This is a genomic window from Deinococcus carri (genome assembly GCF_039545055.1).
GTDB lineage: Bacteria > Deinococcota > Deinococci > Deinococcales > Deinococcaceae > Deinococcus > Deinococcus carri.
The window spans coordinates 56,973-77,823 of the sequence record NZ_BAABRP010000003.1 but is presented as its reverse complement, the minus strand read 5'-3'; the positions used below and the strand labels follow the sequence as shown (position 1 = coordinate 77,823).

The 20,851-nt window shown below is 69.3% G+C and carries 18 protein-coding genes and 2 tRNA genes; 7 read left to right on the top strand and 13 right to left on the bottom strand.

Translation table 11 applies throughout. From position 1 onward, the window contains the following. Positions 1–3 precede the first annotated feature (3 nt). On the bottom strand, positions 4–738 hold the full coding sequence (locus ABEA67_RS06680) for a hypothetical protein (RefSeq protein WP_345462801.1): 735 nt from the start codon (positions 736–738) through the stop codon (positions 4–6). Positions 739–771: 33 nt separating this feature from the next. On the opposite strand from ABEA67_RS06680, the gene ABEA67_RS06675 reads away from it, so the two are divergent. Then, positions 772–1,230: a hypothetical protein gene (locus tag ABEA67_RS06675; protein WP_345462799.1), complete on the top strand. Its 459-nt coding sequence runs from the start codon at positions 772–774 to the stop codon at positions 1,228–1,230. On the opposite strand, the gene murF is transcribed toward ABEA67_RS06675, so the two are convergent. The 8 genes from murF to ABEA67_RS06635 all read right to left on the bottom strand — a co-directional run bounded on the left by murF (position 1,185) and on the right by ABEA67_RS06635 (position 9,898). Beyond that, positions 1,185–2,513: a UDP-N-acetylmuramoyl-tripeptide--D-alanyl-D-alanine ligase gene (gene murF / locus ABEA67_RS06670; protein ID WP_345462797.1), complete on the bottom strand. Its 1,329-nt coding sequence runs from the start codon at positions 2,511–2,513 to the stop codon at positions 1,185–1,187. The genes ABEA67_RS06675 and murF overlap by 46 nt on opposite strands. 68 nt (positions 2,514–2,581) lie before the next feature. Beyond that, positions 2,582–4,177, bottom strand: a complete 1,596-nt coding sequence (gene rsr, locus ABEA67_RS06665; protein WP_345462795.1) for an RNA-binding protein Rsr — start codon at positions 4,175–4,177, stop codon at positions 2,582–2,584. Between the two features lie 75 nt (positions 4,178–4,252). Continuing rightward, a tRNA-OTHER gene (locus tag ABEA67_RS06660) sits at positions 4,253–4,380 on the bottom strand. Positions 4,381–4,403: 23 nt separating this feature from the next. Further along, positions 4,404–4,538, bottom strand: a tRNA-OTHER gene (locus ABEA67_RS06655). Positions 4,539–5,198: 660 nt separating this feature from the next. Next, positions 5,199–6,770: a DAK2 domain-containing protein gene (locus tag ABEA67_RS06650; protein WP_345463196.1), complete on the bottom strand. Its 1,572-nt coding sequence runs from the start codon at positions 6,768–6,770 to the stop codon at positions 5,199–5,201. Positions 6,771–6,822: 52 nt separating this feature from the next. Further along, positions 6,823–7,155 carry an Asp23/Gls24 family envelope stress response protein gene (locus ABEA67_RS06645; RefSeq protein WP_345462793.1) on the bottom strand — a complete coding sequence of 111 codons (333 nt, stop codon included), beginning with the start codon at positions 7,153–7,155 and terminating at the stop codon, positions 6,823–6,825. Between the two features lie 227 nt (positions 7,156–7,382). Further along, positions 7,383–9,434: an MDR family MFS transporter gene (locus tag ABEA67_RS06640; protein WP_345462790.1), complete on the bottom strand. Its 2,052-nt coding sequence runs from the start codon at positions 9,432–9,434 to the stop codon at positions 7,383–7,385. Then, positions 9,431–9,898, bottom strand: coding sequence for a MarR family winged helix-turn-helix transcriptional regulator (locus tag ABEA67_RS06635; protein WP_345462787.1), 468 nt, complete (start codon positions 9,896–9,898; stop codon positions 9,431–9,433). Before ABEA67_RS06635 ends, ABEA67_RS06640 begins: the two co-directional genes overlap by 4 nt. A 100-nt stretch (positions 9,899–9,998) precedes the next feature. Here ABEA67_RS06635 and ABEA67_RS06630 point away from each other — a divergent pair, with 100 nt between their 5' ends. The 5 genes from ABEA67_RS06630 (at position 9,999) to ABEA67_RS06610 (ending at position 14,637) form a co-directional block, all read left to right on the top strand. Continuing rightward, on the top strand, positions 9,999–11,336 hold the full coding sequence (locus ABEA67_RS06630) for a M17 family metallopeptidase (protein WP_345462784.1): 1,338 nt from the start codon (positions 9,999–10,001) through the stop codon (positions 11,334–11,336). A gap of 448 nt (positions 11,337–11,784) precedes the next feature. After that, positions 11,785–12,381, top strand: a complete 597-nt coding sequence (locus ABEA67_RS06625; RefSeq protein ID WP_345462781.1) for a sulfite oxidase-like oxidoreductase — start codon at positions 11,785–11,787, stop codon at positions 12,379–12,381. Beyond that, entirely contained in the window at positions 12,374–12,976 is a 603-nt protein-coding gene (locus ABEA67_RS06620; RefSeq protein WP_345462779.1) for a mismatch-specific DNA-glycosylase, read from the top strand. Before ABEA67_RS06625 ends, ABEA67_RS06620 begins: the two co-directional genes overlap by 8 nt. A 4-nt stretch (positions 12,977–12,980) precedes the next feature. Beyond that, positions 12,981–13,766 carry a hypothetical protein gene (locus ABEA67_RS06615; RefSeq protein ID WP_345462777.1) on the top strand — a complete coding sequence of 262 codons (786 nt, stop codon included), beginning with the start codon at positions 12,981–12,983 and terminating at the stop codon, positions 13,764–13,766. 34 nt (positions 13,767–13,800) lie between these two features. Beyond that, on the top strand, positions 13,801–14,637 hold the full coding sequence (locus ABEA67_RS06610; RefSeq protein ID WP_345462774.1) for a hypothetical protein: 837 nt from the start codon (positions 13,801–13,803) through the stop codon (positions 14,635–14,637). Between the two features lie 96 nt (positions 14,638–14,733). On the opposite strand, the gene ABEA67_RS06605 is transcribed toward ABEA67_RS06610, so the two are convergent. The 4 genes from ABEA67_RS06605 to cysS form a co-directional block, all read right to left on the bottom strand. Continuing rightward, the gene (locus ABEA67_RS06605; protein ID WP_345462771.1) at positions 14,734–16,248 is read right to left on the bottom strand and encodes a glycine--tRNA ligase; all 1,515 of its coding nucleotides are present in this window, start codon (positions 16,246–16,248) and stop codon (positions 14,734–14,736) included. Positions 16,249–16,538: 290 nt separating this feature from the next. Beyond that, positions 16,539–17,024: a hypothetical protein gene (locus ABEA67_RS06600; protein ID WP_345462768.1), complete on the bottom strand. Its 486-nt coding sequence runs from the start codon at positions 17,022–17,024 to the stop codon at positions 16,539–16,541. Positions 17,025–17,047: 23 nt separating this feature from the next. Continuing rightward, on the bottom strand, positions 17,048–17,635 hold the full coding sequence (locus ABEA67_RS06595) for a YcjF family protein (protein WP_345462765.1): 588 nt from the start codon (positions 17,633–17,635) through the stop codon (positions 17,048–17,050). Between the two features lie 331 nt (positions 17,636–17,966). Further along, positions 17,967–19,448, bottom strand: coding sequence for a cysteine--tRNA ligase (cysS, locus tag ABEA67_RS06590; RefSeq protein ID WP_345462762.1), 1,482 nt, complete (start codon positions 19,446–19,448; stop codon positions 17,967–17,969). Between the two features lie 272 nt (positions 19,449–19,720). On the opposite strand from cysS, the gene ABEA67_RS06585 reads away from it, so the two are divergent. Beyond that, entirely contained in the window at positions 19,721–20,836 is a 1,116-nt protein-coding gene (locus tag ABEA67_RS06585; RefSeq protein WP_345462759.1) for an AI-2E family transporter, read from the top strand. Positions 20,837–20,851 lie beyond the last annotated feature (15 nt).

The following is a 20,851-nucleotide window of genomic DNA, read 5'->3' as shown; positions in this document are numbered from 1 at the left end:
GTCTCAGCGCATCAGCGGGGTCAGGTCCACACCGAAGACGCGGACCGTGCCGCCCGGCGCGACCGTGACCACATCCGCCCCGACCAGGCCCACGCGGCCCGGGCCGTGCGGCACGCTCGCCAACACCCGGCCCGCCGCGTCCAGCCGTTGCAGCGCCGTGCCCGTCAGGCGGTAGGTGCCGGTCAGGGTCGTCACCCCCGGCAGGCTCACCGAACGCGCCCCGGTGGGGGTGGCCTCCAGCAGCGGCTCCGGGGCCGTCTCGACCACCAGGCCGTCCGGCACGCGCCGCAATGCGCCCGCCAGGACCACGTAATCCTGACCGTCGCCGCCCGTGATCGCTGCCGTGGGTGCCCCCACCACGCCGGGAGCCGGGCGGCCGTCAAAGGCCACGGCGCTGCCGTCCTCGCGGTAGGCACGGGTGGACGAGACGGCCACCACCCGGCCCACCGGCACGGAGCGCGCCGCGCGGTCGAGCGTCACCAGCAGTCCGGCCCCCGGCAGGGCGGCCCAGGCGTCCCCCCCGTTCCAGGCCACCCCCACCGCCGCGCCCGGCAGCGCCGGACACACGGCCCGGTAGGACGGTGCCCGCGCCACGCAGGCCCGCCCCGCATCCACCCACGCGACCCCTTCCGGGGCATAGGCCGCGCTGAAGCTGGGGACGGCGGTGCGTGGGGCGGTGGCGGGAGCGCAGGCGGCGAGGGGCAGCAGGCCGAGGGCCGAAAGCAGAAGGCGGCGCATGGGCGCATTGTTCAGGAACGTACGCTGTGGGGCATGAGGCTGCCCCTGACCGCCCTGCAACGCACCCCACAGGAGAAGCAGGACATCGCCCTGAGCTGGCGGCGGCCTGACCTGAACTTCTTCGCGGCGGGGGCCTGCCACGTCCTCGCCTTCGCGTTTCTGGAGACTTACCCGCGCGCCGGATTCCGGCCACGCTTCATCCGCCCGGTGGCGGGATGTGGGGGGGCACACGTGTACGTGACGAACGGCCTCACGGCCTTCGACGCACAGGGGTATGTGCCCGAAGCCGAACTGCTGGCCCTGCACCGTGCCGCTTACCAGGCGGAGAACCCGGCGTGGCGGGCGGAGGTGCTGGACCTGGAGGTGCCCCTGGCGGAGTTCTGCGCCGCCCACCACCACCGCCCACCCTGGGATTTCCCGCCGGGGGTGTGGGAAAGGGCGCTGGCCTACCTGTCGCGGTTTCCCGCCCCGCCCTCCCGCGCCGACGGCTGACCGCTGACCGCTGACCGCTCCCTCAGCAGCGCCTCCACCACCACGTCCAGCCCCACGCCCTCCTGCGCGCGCTTTTCCGGTGTCCACGAGATGCCGCGGCTGGCCTTGACCAGCACCACGTCGCCGTCCCGCACCTCGGCGAGCAGGTCGGCCAGCAGCTCGGGCACCGTACGGTGGGCACGCTCGCCCAGTTCGGCGGCGAACTCGCCCACGCCGTAGGTGAGGTCGGCCTTCTCCCGCGCGTGTGCGCCCACCTGCGCGTGCAACTCGCGCTCCGTCTCGCCCAGTTCCAGCATCCGCCCCAGCACGCTGATACGCCGGCCCGGCAGAGCGGCGAGGGCGTCCAGTGCCGCCGTGACCGCCAGGGGCGAGGCGTTGTAGGCGTCGTCGATAACGGTGAAGCGGCCCGGATGCACGCGGTAGCGGCCCCCCGGCACCTGCACCCGCGAGAGCCGCGCTGCCGCCTGCTCAAGCGGCACTCCGGCTTCCAGCGCCAGCGCGAGGCCCAGCACCGCCGCCTCCGCCTGCACGCGCGAGGCCAGCGGCAGCGTGACCGGCACGCCCCGGAAGGTGAACTGCGCGCCCTCCGGCGTGACCTCCAGCCCCTCGCCCGCATAGGTCACGCCCTCGCCAAAGCCGTAGGTGTCCGCGCCGGGGTAGAAGGGGGCGGCCTGGGTGCCCACCAGCCCGCGCCGCCCCTCCAGAATCACGCCCTTCTCGCGCGCCACGCCCGCCACGCTGCCGAGTTGTTCCAGGTGCGCGGCCCCCACGCTCGTCACCACGCCCACGTCGGGCCGCACGAGGTCCACCAGTTCAGCCATCTCGCCCACGCGGTCGATGCCCATCTCGACGACCAGGGGGCGGCCAGACGCTCCGTATTCCAGCAGGAAGCAGGCGATGGCGGGCATCGTGTTGTAGACGGGCATGAAGTGCGCGTCCAGCGCCGCCGCCGCGTAGCTCTTGGCGGTCGTCTTGCCCACGCTGCCGGTGATGCCCACCACCCGCCCGTTCCTGGCCCGTTCCGTCCGTGCCCAGGCGAACAGGGCCTCCCGTGCGTCCGGAACCCGCACCGCCCGTTCCACGTCCAGGTCGGTCAGGACGAAGGGCGCACCCGCCGCCAGCGCCGCCTCCACGAACCGGTTGCCGTGCATCTTCTCGCCCGGCAGCGCCGCGAACGCGACCTCCGGCCCCGCCTCCCGCGAATCCCAGGTGAGGCGCGCGGCGGGCCGGGCCTCCGGGTGGACATAGGCGGTGAAAGGCAGGGGGGCGTGGGGGTCGGGCATGGGGGGAAGGTAGCAAAGAGGCGGGGGGCAGAGAACCGCTGCGGCTCCCTGCCCCCTGCTCCCTTTCCCTACACCTCCCCCCGTGCGAAGGCCGTCATCACTCCCGGTGCGGCGCTGTCGAAGCCCACCACGTCGAGCATGTCGGGCCGGGCGGGGTCCGCGATGCTGAAGCCGGTCGCGGTCAGGCCCACCACGATCAGGCGGGCGGGGATGCCCGTCTGCTGGCGGTAGCGGTCGAGGGCGACGCTGGGGTGGACCTTCCCCGCCCAGGTCTCGTTGTCGGTGTACACCACGAAGGTGTCTACCTCGACCCCGTTCGCGGCGGCCCACAGCATCGGCAGGGCGCAGTCGGTCGCGCCGAAGCTGGCGGCCTGGGCCTTGTGCATCGCCGCCTCCAGGGTGTCCTTGGGCGTGATGCCCAGCTTGCGGAACTCGCTCGCGAAGCCCATCGTCAGCGCCTCCGGCTCGGTGCGCAGGGCGACCATGCTCATGGCGGCGGCGGCCATGTTGGGCGTCAGGCCAGGGGTGCCGGCAACCTCGCCGCAGGTCATGCTGCCCGAGACGTCCAGCGCCAGCAGGTGCCGCGTTCCGGCGGGTTGCACGTTCCCGAAAGCCAGGTGGAAGGCGTCTTCCAGCGCGTCCACCACCTTCGGCACGGGGAGCCACTGGCCCCCGCCCCTCACGCCGCGGCCCTGGGCGTACACCAGGCGGGCCTTGAGCGCGTCGAGGGGGTGGATGCGGCCACGCTTCAGGGCGACGGGGTCGGTGATGCGGCCAATCACAGCTCGCGTCACCTCGCGGTCGTTCACGCCCAGCACGCCCACGCGCCCCAGGTTGCCCAGGTTGCGCAGCAGCCAGGTCAGGCCGTTCGTCGCCATCGCCGCGCGGTAGACCTCAGCGCCGCGCAGGTGGGTGGGCACCGCCTCGATGGGCAGGCCGTACTCGCGCATCAGCCGCGCGGCTTCCGCGTCCGTCCCCGCCTGCAGGGCGAGCAGGTGGCCCTCGATGACGCGCAGGGCGGGGTCGGTCGCGCCCTCCAGCACGCCGCTGACCATGAACTTCAGCACCGCGTTGCGGCTGGCGTCGGTGGCCCTGGGGTGCGCCAGGCGCAGGGCGTCACGCTGGCTCCAGCCGTCGCGGGCCTTGTACTTCACGGCCCAGAGGGCCAGGCGCTCCAGGGGCGCGTCCTCGTACACGCGGGCCACGCCGCGGCGGGTCAGGCGGCCCCAGCCGCCCAGCGCGTCCGCGAAGGCCAGGAAGTGCAGCAGCATCGTGCCGGTGCGCGCCACCTCGGGCAGCGCGTTCCAGGCGGCCTGGCGGTCGGCCGCGTTGGGCGCGGTCTTGGCAATCAGCGCCAGCACCAGCAGCGCGGGGTCGGCCTTGGGCGCGCGGTTGCCGCGCACCACGTCCAGCGTCACCCGCAGCGCCGTGGCCGCGTCCCGCTGCACGAACTCGCGCACGAAGTCGGTGGCCTGCACCGTGTGTGCCCGCGCGCCCGCGTAAAAGGTGCCGCCGTCCGTGCCCAGCACCAGGAAGCGGGTCAGGCGGCCCTCGTCGGGGAGGGCGTACACGAATCCGCCCGCGTTGTTCCTGACCTGCCGCCCGTCCAGGCGCTCGGTCTGCTTGCGGTTCTTGGGGGAGACGCTATTCAGAAGGTTCTTCATGTTTCGGCCCTCCTTTCAGGGGCGAGGGGGGGCGCTGGATTCACCAGCGGTGACAGGACACCGAGCGGTGCCGTGTGGTGGAGCGGGCGGGACTCGAACCCGCGACCCGGCCATTAAGAGTGGTAACCCTCCCGCTTCGGCCCAGGACTGGGCAAGGGGTGCCGGAAGGAGTGTTCCTGCTCTACCAACTGAGCTACCGCTCCACGCGGGGGATGAAAAAAGGGAAGGGAACGGGCGGGATTCGAACCCGCGACCTCTCGATCCCAAGTCGATAAGCCTGAACCTTCGGCCCACCTGGCTCGGGAGAACCGGGGGCAAGGGGCGGCCAGGCCAAGCGCTCTATCCGCTGAGCTACCGTTCCCAGAAGAGTCCCGGCGTACCGGGAGGGGGAGATGGAGGTGGGTGCCTGGAGTCGAACCAAGGTTTACCGAGAACCCTCGCGCGTCGGCCCATTGAAGGGGCAAGGGGTGCGGAGGGGTTGAAACACCCACCATAGAAGGCCGGGGAACATAACCCTCTCGCTTCGGCCCGGAGCCGGGCGAGGGGGGGCGGAAGGGGGATATTCCCCGTGGAGCAGGCTGGTCGCCAGTGCCTATGAAGCAGGGGGCACCGCCGTCTCCCCGCTGGTCGCGGGGCGTCTTGCTGCTAGACGAAACCTGCATGAACGTTCAGGGCAAGGAGCGGACCACGGTGACGCCCGGAAGCGTTTCCCCGCAGTGGCGGAGAATCGGAAAGAGAACCGTGGCCCTGCGGCCCTGGGCCTGAGATTGAATGGAAATGACCGGACAAGGGGTGACGCTGGGATGTGAGCTACGTGACAGGTAGGTAACCCAGCGTCTCCGGCCCGGTCAGTGGGGGGGCGGCGCGCGGGCCTCCTCCTCACCTGGGGCAGAGTCTAGGGGCGGGACCCGGCACGGAACATCTGCCGGGTGGCGCAGGGGTGCGGTACGCCAGATGATGCAGAGCAGGCCGGGGAAACTCGCGCTCCCCGGCCTTCTGCCATCCGCCTTTTGCCTCCCGCCTACTCCATCGTGACCAGATAGTCGTACAGGTCCGGCCCGCCCAGGTGCGCCTCGACCTCCGCCATCGGGAACTCCCCGCCGATGCGGGCGGCGAGGGTGTCCAGGTCGTCCTGGGTCTTCTGGGGGCCGCCGAACACGGTGATGATCTCCTGCCCGGCGTAGTTGCGGTTGAGCATGTGCAGCACGCTGTCTTCCGGCGTGCCGCCTGCCTGCACCAGCTCGTCGTCCTTCAGGCCGATGACGTCGCCTTCCCTGATGTCGAGCGTCACACCTTCCTTGGTCGTGATGTTGGTCGTGCGGCTGGCGCGCGTCACCTCGAAGGTGGTCACGCGGGCGGCGGCTTCCTCCATCTCGGCGCGCAGGCTCTCGGCGTCCGCGTCCGGCTGGAAGGCCAGCGCTGCGCCGATGCCCTGGCCCAGCGTGCGGGTAGGCACGACCACCGCGCGGCCCTCCATCAGTTCCATCGCCTTCTCAGCGGCCATCAGCACGTTCTTGTTGTTGGGGAGGATCAGGACCTTCTCGGCACTCACCGAGCGCACCGCGTCCACGATGTCCTGCACGCTGGGGTTGGCGGTCTGCCCGCCCGACACGATGCGCGCGCCGAGGGAGCGGAAGAGCTTGACGAGGCCGTAGCCACTCGCCACCGCGACGAGGCCCGAGGGCGGCACCTCCTCCTCGGCCCGCGCCGCCGCGCCCGCCATGCCCAGAATCTCGGTGTGCTGCTCGGCCATGTCCTCGACCTTGGTCTTGAGCATCCGCCCGTAGCGGCCCACCGTCGCCAGCAGCGCGTCGGGTTCGTTGGTGTGGATATGGCCCTTGACGTACCCCTCCGCGCCCACCACCAGCAGGCTGTCCCCGAAGGGGCTGACCAGTTCACGGATTTCCTCGATGGGTTTCTGCGCCTCACTCATCAGGAACTCGGTGCAGTAGCCGAATTCCTCGGTCTCGAAACCCTCCTGCGCGTAGGACGTGACCTCGGGGGCCTGGGGCAGCTCGTCGCCGCGCAGGGCCGCCAGCATCCCCTGGACCACGTAGAGGTAGCCCTGGCCGCCGGAGTCGATCACGCCCGCCTGCTTCAGCGCCGGGAGCATCTCGGGCGTCTGGTCCAGCAGCTTCTGCCCGCCGAAGAGGGCGGCTTCCAGCACTGAGTCCACCGTGTCGCGGTCGTGGGGGCCGTTCGCGCCGTCGGCCACGCCGCGCGCCACGGTCAGGATGGTGCCCTCCACCGGCTTCATCACCGCGCCGTAGCCCGCCTTCTGGGCCGCGCGGAAGGCGGCGGCGAGCGTGTCGGCGTCCACCTCGGCCTTGTCGCGCAGGCACTCGGCAAAGCCCTTGAGCAGTTGCGACAGGATCACGCCGCTGTTGCCGCGCGCCCCCAGCAGCGCGCCGTAGCTGATAGCCCGCGCCACCGACGCCATGCTGTTCTCGTCGCAGGTGTCCAGCTCGCGCCGCACCGACTGCATCGTGAGGTGCATGTTGGTGCCGGTGTCGCCGTCGGGCACCGGATACACGTTCAGGGCGTTGACCTGCTCGCGGTACACGCCCAGCCAGTCGGTCGCCGTCCGCATCATGCGGGCGAGGTCGGCGGGCCGCAGGGCCTTCACACGCCCATTCGCAGGAAACTCAGGCACGCTGCACCCCCACGGCATGCACGCGCGTGGCCTTCAGTTCGATGCCCGCCTGCGTCTTCACGATGTGCTCCACCCGGTCCTTGATGTTGCGGGCCACGGTCGGGATGCTCACGCCGTAGGCGACCACCACGTACAGGTCGGCGGTGTAACTGCCGTCCTCGCGGCCCACGACCACGCCTTCGCGGGCATTGGCGCGCCCCAGCACGCGCGAGAGGCCTTCTTTCAGGTTGGCGGGGGCCATGCCGACCACGCCGGGAATCTCGTGCGCGGTCAGGCCTATCAGCGAGGCGAGCGCCGCCTCGGAAATCACGATGGAGCCAGTCACAGTAAAGGGGAGTATACGCGAGGGGGCACAGCGGGGGCAGGAGCGCGGCAGCAAAAAGCCCTCTCCGGTGGGGAGAGGGTTGGGGTGAGGGGTCCTTGTCCTCATACGGGATTGCTCTGATTCCCGGACATCTGGGAAAGCGCCAGATGTCCGTCCATCGCCGCAACCCCGTCCTTTTTGCTGCTCGCTCCGCTCGGTTGATTCCAAGGAATCAACGCAATTTGGTATCAGTCGCCCATCTGGGCTTCCGGCTGCGCCTGGGCGGCAGGCGTCATCCGCTCGGTCTGGCCCCGCAGCGGGATGGCCGGGACGAACAGGGTCACCAGGAAGCCCGCGAGGATGATCCAGATGCTGGTGCCGAACATCTTCGTCATGGAGGCGGTGAAGCCCTCCTTCATGCCGTTGATCAGCCCCTCGGCCAGCTTCTTCGCCTGCGCGTCGAGCTGGGTCCTCAACTGTGCCAGCGTGGTCTGGGTCGCCTGCTTCACGGCGGCGGGTTCCTGCGCCAGGATGCCCTGCTGGACACGCTGGGCGGTCACGGCGGCAGCCTGCGGCGTGGCGAGGGCCTGGGCGGGCAGGGCGCGGAGCTGGGTCTTGAGGGCGTCCGGGACTTCGGCGCTGCTGAGCAGGGCCTGGCGGCCGGACTCACCGTTTTTCAGCACGTCTGCGACCTGCGCCGCCTGGGCCGCCACCTTCTGGTGCACCTGCGCCTGAAGCCCGCCGCTGCCCACCAGTGCCTTGAGTTCGGCGGGGACGACCGGGTTGGCGGCCAGCGCGCGGGCGGAGGCCTGGTCGCCGTTCAGCGCCTTTTCGATCTGGGCGTACTGGGCGTCGAAGGCTTCCTGAATCTTCTTCTCGGGGCCGTTGCCCGTGCCGCTGGAGCGCAGGGCACCCAGGTCGAAGTTGTTGGCGTTCATCTGCATGCCGGGCATCTGGGGCAGGTGCTTGGGCAGTTCGGCGTGCAGGTTGTTCAGCAGCAGCGTGCCGAACACGGCCGCGCCGATGGTGGAGCCGATCTGGCGGAAGAACTGCGAGCTGGAGGTGGCGATGCCCAGTTGCTTCACCGGCACGGCGTTCTGGATGGCGAGCGTGAAGAGGCTCTGCGCCGGGCCGAGGCCCAGGCCCACGATGAACATCCGCCAGCCCAGGTCCGCGATGCTGGTCTGGGTGGTGATCTGGGTCAGCAGGTACACGCCCAGCATCAGCACGATGCCGCCGCCGATCATCCAGGGCTTGTACTTGCCGGTGCGCGCCACAATCTGGCCGACGCCGATGCTGGACAGAATCAGGCCGCCCATCAGCGGGAGCATCGAAAAGCCGCTCTTGGTGGGCGAGATGCCCAGCACCATCTGCATGTACAGCGGCAGGAACAGGATCACGCCCAGAAAGGCCATGCCCATGATGAACGAGGCCAGGTTGCCCAGCGAGAACATCCGGTTGCTGAACAGGTCCAGCGGAATGATCGCGTCTTTGGTGCGCGCCTCCACGAACAGGAAGGCGATCAGGCTGACCGCGCTCACGGCGAACAGCGTGAGGATGCGGGCGCTGTCCCAGGGGTAGGTCACGCCGCCCCAGGTCAGGGCCAGCAGCAGCGGAATGGTGGTGAGCAGAATCAGCGCTGCGCCGGGCAGGTCGATCCGGCCCCCGGCGCGGTGCGTCAGCCGGGGCATCCGGGCGACAATCAGAAAGAGGGCCAGCAGGCCCAGGGGCAGGTTCACGTAGAACACCCAGCGCCAGCTCAGGTTGTCGGTCAGGAAGCCGCCGATGGCCGGGCCGACCACGCTCGCCAGGCCGAAGATCGCGCCGAACAGGCCGCCGAACTTGGCGCGCTCGGCGGGGGGGAACATGTCGGCCAGAATGGTAAAGGCAATCGTGAACAGCGCCGCGCCGCCGAAGCCCGCCACCGCGCGGAAGGCGATCAGCTGGTTCATGCCGCCGCCCAGGAAATTGCCCAGAAACGGCTCGCCCGCCAGGCCGCTGAGGGCCGAGCCGAGCAGGAAGACCACGATGCCGAACACCAGAATCGGCTTGCGGCCGTACAGGTCCGAGAGCTTGCCGTAGATCGGCACCATCACCGTGCTGGCGAGCAGGTAGGCGGTGGTGACCCAGGAGTAGAGGTTGAAGCCCTTGAGGTCCGCGATGATCAGCGGCATCGCCGTGCTGACAATCGTCTGGCTGAGGGCCGCGAGCAGGAAGACCACCAGCAGGCCGATCAGGGTGATGCGCTTTTCCTGGTCGGTGAAGTCGGAATGGGGCAGGGAGGGGGTGGATGCGGTCATGCGGGTTCCTCTTGGGTCAGGAGTTCGAGGGCGTCGAGCAGGGCGGGCAGGGCACCGGGGTCCAGCCGGGCCAGCCGCGCCCCGGCGAGGGCGTGGACGGTGTCGAGGGTGTCGGCCACGGCGTGTTCGCCCGCCGCCGTCAGGGTCAGCCGGGTGCGGCGCGAGTCCTGCTCGTCGATATGCCGCTCGATCAGGCCCTGCTTGACCAGCTGGTCGAGGTAGCGGCTGAGCAGCGTGGCGGGCATCTGGAGCTGTTCGGCCAGCACCTTGGGGTACTGGTCGCCCCCCTGAATCCCGCGCAGGATGAAGAACTTGCGCGAGTCGAGGCCGTGCCGGGCGGCCAGCAGGGGGTCGAGTTCCTGTTTGAGCCGGCGCTGAAACCGCCACATGCTCGCCAGGAAGCGCCCCGCCTGTTCCCGCGTGGCCTGCGCCTGGGGTGGAGGAAGAGAGGTCTTGAACGTCACCACGCCACACTAAGGCAATAGTTTACTAAAGTCAACTATCCAGGATGTGATGCACTCTGCCCCGCGTCGCCCGGCGGACGGGCATGGTTTACTGCCTCCCATGCAACTCGTGAATGGGCAGGAGAGAGCGGACCTCACGCTGAAGTTTCTCGCGCCGGAGCAGGCGGACGTGCCCGCGCAGGTCACGCGGAACCTGCGGCCGGGGCAGGTGCGCCTGCTCTCGCGGGGCGCGGAGGGGGACGTGGCCGTGGCCCTGCCGCCAGCAGACGCGGCCCAGGCCCGCGACGTCGGCGCGGCGCTCGTGGGGCTGGCAACCGACCTGGGCGCGCAAAGCGTGCGGGTGGAGGAGACGGCCCACGCCGACGCCCTGGCCCTCGCCGCGCTGGCGACGGGCGACCGGGACGCGCGTTACCGGGCGGAGGCGCGGCCCGGCCCGGCCCACCTGGCGGTGGAGGGCCTGCCAGAGGCCGACCGTGCCCGCGTGGACGCCCTCGCAGCGGGGGTGCGCTTTGCCCGCGAGCTGGTGAACGCCCCGGCCAACCTCCTCAACCCGGCCACCCTGGCCCGCGAGGCCCGCAGCCTTGAGCCTCTGGGGGCCGACGTGGACGTGTGGGACGGCACCGAGATCGAGGCGCGCGGCATGGGCCTGCTGGCGGCGGTGGCGGCGGGCAGCGCCACCGGCCCGCGCCTGATTCGTGTGACCCTTCCGGCACGGGGGGAGGCCACCCGCATTATCGCCCTGGTGGGCAAGGGCGTCACCTTCGATACGGGCGGCTACTCCATCAAGCCCGCCGCGGGCATGACCACCATGAAGGGCGACATGGGCGGCGCGGCGGCGGTTCTGGGGGCGATGCATGCCCTGGCCGCCGCGCGTGACCGGCTCCCCGAGGGGGTGGAGGTCCGCGCCTACGTGCCCGCCGCCGAGAACATGGTCGGCCCCCACGCCATGCGGCCCGGCGACATCTACCGCGCCGCCAACGGCAAGACCGTGGAGGTCGTGAACACCGACGCCGAGGGCCGCCTGATTCTGGCCGACGCCCTGGCCGTCGCCTGCGACGAGGGCGCGACCGAGGTGGTGGACGTGGCGACCCTGACCGGCGCGAAGGTCGTCGCCCTGGGCAACGACGTGGCCGCCCTCTACAGCACCGACGCTGACCTGACCACACGCCTCAAGGCCAGCGCCGAGGACACCGGCGAGTTCGTGTGGGAGCTGCCCCTCCACGCGCCTTACCTGAAAGCCTTTCAGAGGGAAACCCTGGCCGACCTGCGCAACGCCGACATGGTGCCTGCGGGCGGCAGCATCAAGGCCGCCCTCTTCCTGCGTGAATTCGTCACTAGGCCCTGGGCACACCTGGACATCGCCGGGAACGCGATGAAGGAAGGCCAGGCCACCGGCTGGGGAGTGGGGACACTGGTGGGGTACGTGCTGGGAAGTTGAGGAGCGCAGGGAACACGGTCCAGGGCTGGTGGCTTTTCACGCCAACCTCTGGACCGTGTTCTTTGCAATTCAGCCTTTCCGCAAATGGTAGTAGTAATACTTATAGTAAGAGGCTGTTATAACAGCGAGGAGAACGAGCAGGAAAGTATTGAGGATTGTAAATCCGGTGGTAGCCACCCAGAAAGACGCCAGGACCGTACACAGAATCAGAATCTTTGCCAGAAACCCGTAGTAGTCGGACATCTACCCCCCTTACGTGTCGAGAAGTTGACAGGAGCTTACTCCACGAAAAGGGAGATTCGGCTGATGGACGTTTCACGCGAGCTTCCGTCGTTGAAGGGGCGGGGCAAGGAGTGGCCTGGGGAGGTCTACCGGTTTCCTTTACCAACCGGCCCAAACGTGCCCCGGCCCATTCCGCCCCGGCCTGCCCGGACGCTGAAATGCGGACATGCTAGGAAGGTTCTTCAAGAAGCCCGAGGATGACATGGGGGGGCGGGTTCCCCCCGGTCAGACGCTCACGAGCCGCTTTCCCGTCCTGACCTACGGCCCCACGCAGCACTACGCGCCGCAGGACGTGGTGGTGCGCGTGTTCGGCCTGGCCGAGGAGAAGACCTTCACCTGGGCCGACCTGCTGGCGCTGCCGCAGACCACCCTGACCTACGACATCCACTGCGTGACCCACTGGAGCAAGCTGGACACCAGCTGGACCGGCGTGCGCGTCGTGGACCTGATGGAACACCTGAAGCTGGACCCCGCGGCCCGCTACGTGATGCAGCACAGCGTGGGGGGGTACACCACCAACCTCTCGCTGGAGGACTTCACCCGCCCGGAGAACCTGCTGGCCCACACCTTCGGCGGTGAGCCGCTCGCGCCCGAGCACGGCGGACCGCTGCGGCTGGTCGTGCCGCACCTCTACTTCTGGAAGAGTGCCAAGTGGCTGACCGGGCTGGAGTTCATGGCGGGGGACAAGCCTGGCTTCTGGGAACGCAACGGCTACCATATGCGCGGCGACCCCTTCAAGGAGGAACGCTACGACGATGACTGAGGGGGAGCTTTCAGCCCTCGGCTCTCAGCCCGCGGCGGGGGAGGGCTACCTCGTCCCCGACGTGCTGCAAGAGGGGCTGACGCTGGTGCTGGTCGGCACGGCCCCCAGCCGCATCAGCGCCCGCGCGAAGGCGTACTATGCCAACCCCGAGAACAAGTTCTGGCGGGTGCTGGCGCAGACGGGCCTCACGCCCCGGCAGCTCGCCCCGCGCGAGTACCCCAGCCTGCCGCAGTACGGCATCGGCCTGACCGACGTCGCCAAGCGGCACAGCGGCGTGGACGCGGCCCTGCCGGGGGAAGCCTGGGCACCGCAGGAACTGCGGGAAAAACTCCGGCAGTACCGCCCGGCCATCGTCGCCTTTACCAGCAAGCGCGGCGCGTCCGAGACGCTGGGAGTGCCGACGGGGAAGCTGCCGTACGGCCCGCAGCCTTTGCCGCTGGAGGGTGCCGAAGTCTGGGTGCTGCCCTCTACCAGTCCGCTGGGGCACAACCATTTCCGGCTGGAGCCGTGGCAGGCGCTGGCCGACCGGGTGCGCGAGCTGCGCGCGGACCGTGAGCCGGATGGGAACCCGGACCCGGCAGAGCGCGTACCCTGACCATATGGCCCCGCGCGTCACGACCGTCCTCACCGCCGCCCGCGCCGGCTCGCGGGTGGTGCGGTATCTGATTCGGCCTGCCGGGCAGGCGGCCCGCCCCGGCCTGCGGGCACCCGACCCCTGGCTCGCGCCGCAGCCGCCCGCGCACCCCCTGCGACACGGCGCAAGTCTGGCCCGGCGCGCCCTGGGCCTGGGCGTGCTGCTGGTCATCAGCGTGCTGGGGGCGCTGCTGCTGGTGCCGCTGCTCGCGGTGCTGGGCATCGGCACGGCGTACGGCAGCCACCTGGCCGCGTGGTTCCTGGGGTTCACGCTGCTGCTGGGCCTGTTGGGCACGGTCTGGACCTTCCGCCGCGCCTCCCGCATCATCACGGCCCCACGGGAGCCGGAGGTCGTGCCCCCGGACGGGACCGCCCCCAACGCCGACGACGAGGCGGGCCTGCTGGCCCTGTGGCGGGCGGGTGAGCGTGCCCTGCCCGCCGCCCCCCGGACGGCGCTGCGGGACACCGTGCTGGCTACCCGCGAGGCGCTGCGGGCCACGGCTGACGATGCCTCGCTGGGCCGGGACGCCTTCGATGCCCGCCAGGCGGCCCGCGAGGACCTCCCCGACCTGCTGCGGACCTACCGCGCCGCGCCCCGCTCTGCCGCGACCGACGACCTGTTCCTGGGCCAGCTGCGCCTGATCGAGCGCCGGATGCAGGGCATCACCCACGACCGCCAGGCGCAGCAGACCCGCGCCCTGGAAGCCCAGCGCCGCTACCTGGAAAGCAAGTACGGGGAGGAGGAGGAGTGAGGGCCGCGCCCACCGGGGCAGGGTACGCTGGGGCATGAAGCCGCTCCTGCTGCTGGCGCTCCTTCAGGTATCCGCCGCGCTGGCGGCCCCGGCGGCCTTCCACCCCGTCCTGGTGCAGCTCCCCGGCGAGGACCGGCCGGAACTGCTGGGGGCCTGGACGCCGGGCGGCTGGCTCAGTGCGCCCCGCACCGCTCCACGCTTGCGGGGGGGCCAGGTGTACCGTCCGCTGCTTCCGTCCGGGCAGGGGGCCTCGGTCAAAGGGGGGCGGGCGGAGTCCTTTGGCCCCCCCTGTGAACTCGCGTTTGGGGTGCCGCTGACCCCGGCGGCCAGCGGGAACACCTTCCGCCTGTTCACGGACGCGGGGCTGAAGGCCTGGCCCCGGCCCGTCCTGAACCTGCCCACCACGAATGCCGTCTACCGCGACATCGTGCGCGCCGAACTCGTGAAGCGTGGGCTGAAGAATCCCCAGGTGCATCTGACGGGCCTGACCCGTGTGGACCTGAACGGCGATGGCAGGGCGGAAGTCATCGTGGAGGCGGCACACTTTGCCGAACGGTCCGGGCTGTACCCCCCGCCCGTCGGCCAGCCCGGCGATTACAGCCTGCTGCTGCTGCGTGAGGTGGTGAGGGGCCGGGTCGTGACGACGGTGCTGGGGGAACACGTCGCCCCCCTGAAGCCCTGGACCCCCGGCGACCCCGAGCCGATGCCGATGGCGCTCCTGTACCGCCTCGCAGGGGTGGCTGACCTCAACGGCGACGGGCGGATGGAACTCGTCACCTTCGGCGCGTACTACGAGGGCTACGGCCTGGACGTGCGGGAGTGGACGCCCGGCGGCTGGAAGACCCGTCTGGAGGGCGGCTGCGGGGTCTAGCCTGGCGCGAACACTTGCCCAGCAGAGCAAAACCCCCGCACCTCAGCGGGGGCCTTCGCTTTTCCGGCTGGTCGCTGGAAGCTGGTGGCTGGACGCTTACCTCAGCCGCGCCTGAATCCACCCCGCCAGCTCGCTGATCTTCACGCGCTCCTGGGCGAGCGTGTCGCGGTCACGCACCGTCACGGTGTCGGTGAGATTCGGGTCCTCGCCCTTGCCCACGGTGTCGAAGTCCACCGTCACGCAGTAGGGCGTGCCCACCTCGTCGTGGCGGCGGTAGGCCTTGCCGATGTTGCCGCTGTCCTCGTACAGCACGCGGCCCAGGCCCAGTTTCTGGAGGTCGGCCTTGATGGCGCGGGCCACGCTGGTAATTTCCTCGCGGTTGCGGGCCAGCGGAATCACCGCCACCTTGATCGGCGCGAGGTGCGGCCGCAGCTTCAGCACGATGCGCTCGGAGCCGTTCTCCAGCGTCTCCTTGGTAAAGGCTTCCGACAGCACCGCCAGCATCGCCCGGTCCACGCCCGCCGAGGGTTCAATCACGAAGGGCACGACGGGCTTCTGTGTCTCGGGGTGCGGGATGGTCAGCTTGGCGATGGAGTCTTGGTTCTCCTCCACACGCGCCTGGAGGCCCAGCTCGGCCTGCGCTTTCGTGTGGCTGCCCAGGTCGAAGTCGGTGCGGTTGGCGATGCCCTCGATTTCCTCGTAGCCCAGGGTGGGGTAGTCGTACATCAGGTCGTAGGTGCGCTTGGAGTAGTGCGCGAGGTCCTCTTTCGGCACGTCCAGAATCTGAATCTTCGAGCGCGGTACCCCCTGCGCCTCCCACCAGGCGAGGCGGGCCTCCAGCCACTTCTCGTGCCACTCCTCGTCGGTGCCGGGGGCGCAGAAGAACTCGATTTCCATCTGCTCCAGCTCGCGCACGCGGAAGATGAAGTTGCGCGGCGTGATCTCGTTGCGGAAGGCCTTGCCGATCTGCGCGATGCCGAAGGGCAGGCGGCGCGAGGTGGAGTCCACCACGTTCTTGAAGTTGGTGAAGATGCCCTGCGCGGTTTCGGGGCGCAGGTAGCCGTAGGAGTCCTCGTCGGCGGTGGGGCCGATGGTCGTCCTAAACATCATGTTGAAGGGCTTCGGCTCGGTCCAGTCGCCCACCTCGCCGCTGAAGGGGTCGCGCACGCCCGCCGCCATCAGCGCCGCGCTGGCCTGCGCCGGCCTCGCCACCAGCGCCGCCACGACGGCGGGGAAGTTCTCGACGCTCTCGCCCATCTCGGCAGCCACCTTCGCCACCACCTCCGCCTTCTGGTCCTTGACGAGGTGGTCGAGGCGGTAGCGCTTGTTGTTCTTCTTGTTGTCCACCATCGGGTCGCTGAAGGTGGCCTCGTGCCCGGAGTGGCGCAGCACCAGCCGGTGCATGATGATGGAGGCGTCCAGGCCCTCCATGTCGTCGCGCTCGTAGACGTTGGTGCGCCACCACGACGCTTTGATATTGTTCTTCAGCTCCACGCCCAGGGGGCCGTAATCGTAGAAGCCTTGCAGGCCGCCGTAAATCTCCGACCCCTGGAAAATAAAGCCCCGGCGCTTGCACAGGCTGACGAGTTCTTCCATCGAGTTCGCGGGCACAGTCTTCTCCTTTCCCGAACCGGAAAAGAACGTCCCCAGACGGCCCTTTCCCGGCTCGTCTGGGGACGCAGAAGTTAGACCCGCGCGGTTCCACCCCAGTTCCACAGCCGCGGTCTGCGGCCAGTGGCACTTTTCTCGCTTCAGCTCCCCGCCGCCCTTCCCGACGCTGCTGGCCGCCTGACTCTCACCGTCTCAGGCTCGCTCATGACTGCGCTTGCGCGGTACTCCTGCGGATCAACGCTGAGCAGAGTGTGCCGCACAGCGAGGGAGAGGGTCAAGGGTGGGCACGGTCAGCGTAGGGGGAAGCTGGCGCGCAAGCCCACCCCCGGATTCGGGCCGAGCCGCGCCATCCCTTCCAGCCGTGGGCCGCCGAAGTCGTAGCCCAGCACGCCATGCACGTTCGCCAGCAGCAGCGGCGAATACACGATCAGGGGAATGCCGGAGCCGGGGTCGCCAAAATCGGCCAGCAGGCCCGAGCCGATGCCGCCCCCGTAATAGAGACTCCCACTGTTTTTGAGCAGCGTCAGGTCCAGCCGTACCTCGGGCGCGCGGTTCAGGCCCACGTTGCCTTCCAGCAGGCCGCGCAGGTCCAGGCTCCGGCTGACGGCTCCCTGCACGCTGAGATGCCCGCCTACGGTCGCTGCCAGTCCGAAATTGTCCGGCAGGAGAGTACTCGCCTGCACCCCGAACCGCCACTGTGCCCCCTGGGCGGAGGACAGAGTCAGGAGCGTGAGGAGCGGCAGGGCTGCTTTGTGGAGAAAGGAACGTGCAGGCATGGGGGCGAGCATACCGCCCAGCTTCAGTTCAGGTCACCCCGGCCCCCGCCCTGCCCCTTCTGTTTCTCGTCGGCGCGGCGGCGCAGCTCGGCGGCGAGGTCGGTGAAGTCCTGGGGACTGGGCAGGACGCGGCGGGCCTGGCCCTTGGCCTCCTGAATGACCTTGACCTGCTCCTGCCTGCTGTCGGGCAACCCCTGGCGCTTGCGCTCGAAGTGGTTCTGCGCCACGCGCCCCAGGGCAAAGGTCCAGCCGTACACGGCGGGCGCGGTGATCAGGCCGCCGATCACCGGCAGGGCCAGTTTGGCGACGCCGCGCATCACCTGCCGGGCCAGCATGCCGTAGGCCACGGTGGCTCCGAGTTCCCGCACGATGTCCTTTGCCCGGTCGGGGGTGATTTCGAAGCCGTAGATCTTGCCGATGTGCAGCACCATCTTGGCCTGCACGGGCGTGATCAGCAGGATGTCGGCAAAGGGAACAGGTTCCACCGCAATCGCCCCGGACAGCAGCGCCGCGCTCCGGATGACCTCCTCGACGTTTTCCTCGGGGGTCAGGGCCGGGTCCACATCGAAGTTGAAGTTATCGAGAACCTGCTTGACGAGGGGCGGCAACATGGGGCGAGTGTAGCGCCGCCGCCATGCCGCACATGAGTTACCGCTCAGCAGACATTGAAGCTGCCTGCGCCTCGTTTACGGCTGGGGCCGGGGCCGCCCACATCCCAGACTCCAGTCCAAAAAGGAAGGGCGCGCCCAGGGGGGGTAGCGCGCCCTATGGAGGGAAGGATGAGGGGTGGCGTCCACCGCTCAGGACCATCGTACCCAGCCCGAATGACAGCTTTCTGACATGCGGGTGAGGTCATGGGCAGGTTGGCCCGCTGGTCTTGGCCGCAGCTTGGGAGACCGCCTGCCCGGCATGTTCAGGGGGTGCATTCGGGGGGGCGAGTGCTCAGCGCCGCCAGCGCGGGCCGTCGCGGGTGTCCTCGACCGTCACGCCGACGGCGGCGAGGGTGTCGCGCAGTTCGTCGGCCTGGGCGTACTGCTTGTTCAGGCGGTAGTGCTGCCGGGCCTGAAGCACCAGGTCCATCAGGGCGTCGACCACCTGGGTCTCGTCCTGGCGCTCGGCCGCGCCCTGGGCGAACAGGCCCAGCACGTCACCGCCCAGAGTGCGGTAGGCGTCGCGGGCGGCCTCCAGCGCCTCCCGGCCCACCTCGCCCGCACCCAGGGCCGCATTCATGTCGGTGGTCAGGCCGAACAGCGCCGCGACCGCCCTGGGGGTATTGAAGTCGTCGCGCATGGCGTCCTCGAACTCGCGGACGTGGGCAGCAATCTTTTCGCGCAGGGCCGGGTCGTTCTTCTCCGGGGCCGTCTCCAGGCGGCGCTCGACCTCGTGCAGGGCGTCGGTCAGGCGGCGGTAGCCGCTGCGAGCGCTCTCGAAGGCCGCGTCACTGAACTCGGTGATGGAGCGGTAATGGCTGCCCACCAGCAGGAAGCGGATCACCATCGGGTCGTGCTGGGCCAGGAGGTCCTTCAGGGTTGTGAAGTTGCCCTTGCTTTTGCTCATCTTCTCGCCGTTGATGGTCAGCATGTTGTTGTGCATCCAGTAGCGCGCGAAGGGATGCCCGGCCGCTTCCGACTGCGCGATCTCGGCCTCGTGGTGCGGGAATTCGAGGTCTAGGCCGCCGCCGTGGATGTCGAAGCCCTCGCCCAGATACTTCAGACTCATGGCGCTGCATTCGATGTGCCAGCCGGGAAAGCCCACGCTCCAGGGCGACTCCCAGCGCATGATGTGGGCGGGTTCGGCCTTCTTCCACAGGGCGAAGTCGCGCGGGTCGCGTTTTTCCTCGCGCACGGCCTCGCGGGTGCCTTCTTCCAGATCGTCGAGTCGGCGGCCCGAGAGCTTGCCGTACTCGGGCCAGCTCCGCACGTCGAAATACACGCTGCCGTCCGACACGTAAGCGTGGCCCCGGTCGATCAGCTCCTGGATCAGGGCGATCTGCTCGGGAATATGGCCGGTCGCGCGGGGGTTGATGCTGGGCTTGAGGATGTTCAGGGCGTCCATGTCACGCACGAAGGACCAGAAGTACTTGTCTGCGACCTCCATCGGTTCGAGCTGTTCCAGCCGGGCGCGGGCCAGCAGCTTGTCCTCGCCCTCGTCGGCGTCGTTCTGGAGGTGGCCCACGTCAGTCACGTTGGTGACGTAGCGCACGTCATAGCCGAAGTGCAGCAGCGCGCGGCGAATCACGTCGAAGGCCACCTCCTTCTTCGCGTGGCCGAGGTGCGCGTCGCTGTACACGGTGGGGCCGCACAGGTACATGCCCACCCGGCCGGGCACACTGGGCACGAAGGGCACCTTCTGGCGCTGCATGGTGTCGTAGAGGACGATGCCGGGGTCGGGCTGGCGGCCGGAAGGCCGGTCCGGTGATGTCATGACTCCTCCTGATGAGAACACAGAAATGGGCGAGAAAACAAAAAAAGCCGCCGCGCCACACAGAAGGGGCGCGGCGGCAGGGCGGGTGCGCTGCTTACCGCGGGGGAAGGCAACACAGGCTGGACATGCCCCCACTGTAGCAAAGCCCAGGCATGCTGCGGCGGGACCTGCCCGTCCCAACCTGGCAGGGCCGAACCTACCCACGCTGGGCTAAGGTTCACGCAACGCTCGCCCGCGCGCACGGCCGCCTTCCCCTCCGTATCATGGGCGGCGTGATCTCGCCCCCGAAAGCCCCCAATGCCTTTCAGTACGTCTGGCGCAGCCCCTGGGTGCGCGCCCTCGTGTTCCTGCTGCTGTTTTACGTCCTGTATCGCCTGTTGGGCCAGATCACGACGGTGGTGGTGGTGTTCGCGGTGGGCTACCTGATCGCCTACCTCGCCAACCCGATGCTCAACTGGCTGGAGCGCGGACGGGTCAAGCGCGGCCTGGGCGTCTTTTTCGTGCTGCTGCTGTTTATCGGCATCTTTGCGCTGGCGGCCGGGCTGCTCGTCACCGTCTCGACCCAGCTGATCGCCCTGATCACCGGGCTGTCGGCCCAGGTCGGGCGGCTCAATGAGATACTGGACGGCGTCTTTCAGTGGCTGGGCGCGCACGGGATTCCCGGAACCGAGGCCGTGCGGTTGCGGCTCACCGACGCGGTGCAGACGGCCTTGCAGAACCTGGGGCGCAACATCGTCCCGATCCTGCAAAACGTGCTGAGTTCCAGCGGCACCATCTTCAGCGGCCTGGTGTCTATCGGCGGCATCCTGGGCCAGGTGGTGCTGATCTTGCTGCTCAGCGTGTACCTGATGCTGGACTACAGCCGGGTGAACGCCTCGCTGCTGCGCGCCTTTCCCCGGCCCTGGCAGCCGCGCGTGCTGGAGTTCAGCGAACTGGTGGGCACGGCGGTGGGTGGCTACGTGCGCGGGCAACTGCTGATCGCCCTGTTTATCGGCGTGTTCGTGTGGCTGGGCCTGACCGCGCTGGGCATTCCCAGCGCCGCCGCCATCGGCTTCCTGGCCGGGGCCTTTAACATCGTGCCGTACCTGGGGCCGGTGATCGGCGCGACGCCCGCCCTGCTGCTGGCCCTGCCCTTCGGCTGGGTCAAGATGCTGCTGGTGATCGTGGTGTTCGTGGCCGCCAACCAGATCGAGGGCAACTTCCTGAGTCCCTACATCCTCAGCAAGACCACCGACCTGCACCCCGTCACGGTGCTGCTCGCCATCCTGATCGGCGCGTCGCTGCTGGGCTTCGCCGGGGCGCTGCTCTCGGTACCCGCCGTCGCCCTGGGCAAACTGATGCTGGACAAGTATTACTTTCCGAGCCGGGTATATACGGAAGGGCCATAGGCGCGGCGCAGAAGG

Excerpts from the sequence above, each read along its gene's own strand:
- ABEA67_RS06680 (WP_345462801.1), bottom strand. The coding sequence starts at position 738 with ATGCGCCGCCTTCTGCTTTCGGCCCTCGGCCTGCTGCCCCTCGCCGCC.
- ABEA67_RS06675 (WP_345462799.1), top strand. The coding sequence starts at position 772 with ATGAGGCTGCCCCTGACCGCCCTGCAACGCACCCCACAGGAGAAGCAG.
- murF (WP_345462797.1), bottom strand. The coding sequence starts at position 2,513 with ATGCCCGACCCCCACGCCCCCCTGCCTTTCACCGCCTATGTCCACCCG.
- rsr (WP_345462795.1), bottom strand. The coding sequence starts at position 4,177 with ATGAAGAACCTTCTGAATAGCGTCTCCCCCAAGAACCGCAAGCAGACC.
- ABEA67_RS06650 (WP_345463196.1), bottom strand. The coding sequence starts at position 6,770 with ATGATGCGGACGGCGACCGACTGGCTGGGCGTGTACCGCGAGCAGGTC.
- ABEA67_RS06640 (WP_345462790.1), bottom strand. The coding sequence starts at position 9,434 with ATGACCGCATCCACCCCCTCCCTGCCCCATTCCGACTTCACCGACCAG.
- ABEA67_RS06630 (WP_345462784.1), top strand. The coding sequence starts at position 9,999 with ATGCAACTCGTGAATGGGCAGGAGAGAGCGGACCTCACGCTGAAGTTT.
- ABEA67_RS06625 (WP_345462781.1), top strand. The coding sequence starts at position 11,785 with ATGCTAGGAAGGTTCTTCAAGAAGCCCGAGGATGACATGGGGGGGCGG.
- ABEA67_RS06620 (WP_345462779.1), top strand. The coding sequence starts at position 12,374 with ATGACTGAGGGGGAGCTTTCAGCCCTCGGCTCTCAGCCCGCGGCGGGG.
- ABEA67_RS06615 (WP_345462777.1), top strand. The coding sequence starts at position 12,981 with ATGGCCCCGCGCGTCACGACCGTCCTCACCGCCGCCCGCGCCGGCTCG.
- ABEA67_RS06610 (WP_345462774.1), top strand. The coding sequence starts at position 13,801 with ATGAAGCCGCTCCTGCTGCTGGCGCTCCTTCAGGTATCCGCCGCGCTG.
- ABEA67_RS06600 (WP_345462768.1), bottom strand. The coding sequence starts at position 17,024 with ATGCCTGCACGTTCCTTTCTCCACAAAGCAGCCCTGCCGCTCCTCACG.
- ABEA67_RS06595 (WP_345462765.1), bottom strand. The coding sequence starts at position 17,635 with ATGTTGCCGCCCCTCGTCAAGCAGGTTCTCGATAACTTCAACTTCGAT.
- cysS (WP_345462762.1), bottom strand. The coding sequence starts at position 19,448 with ATGACATCACCGGACCGGCCTTCCGGCCGCCAGCCCGACCCCGGCATC.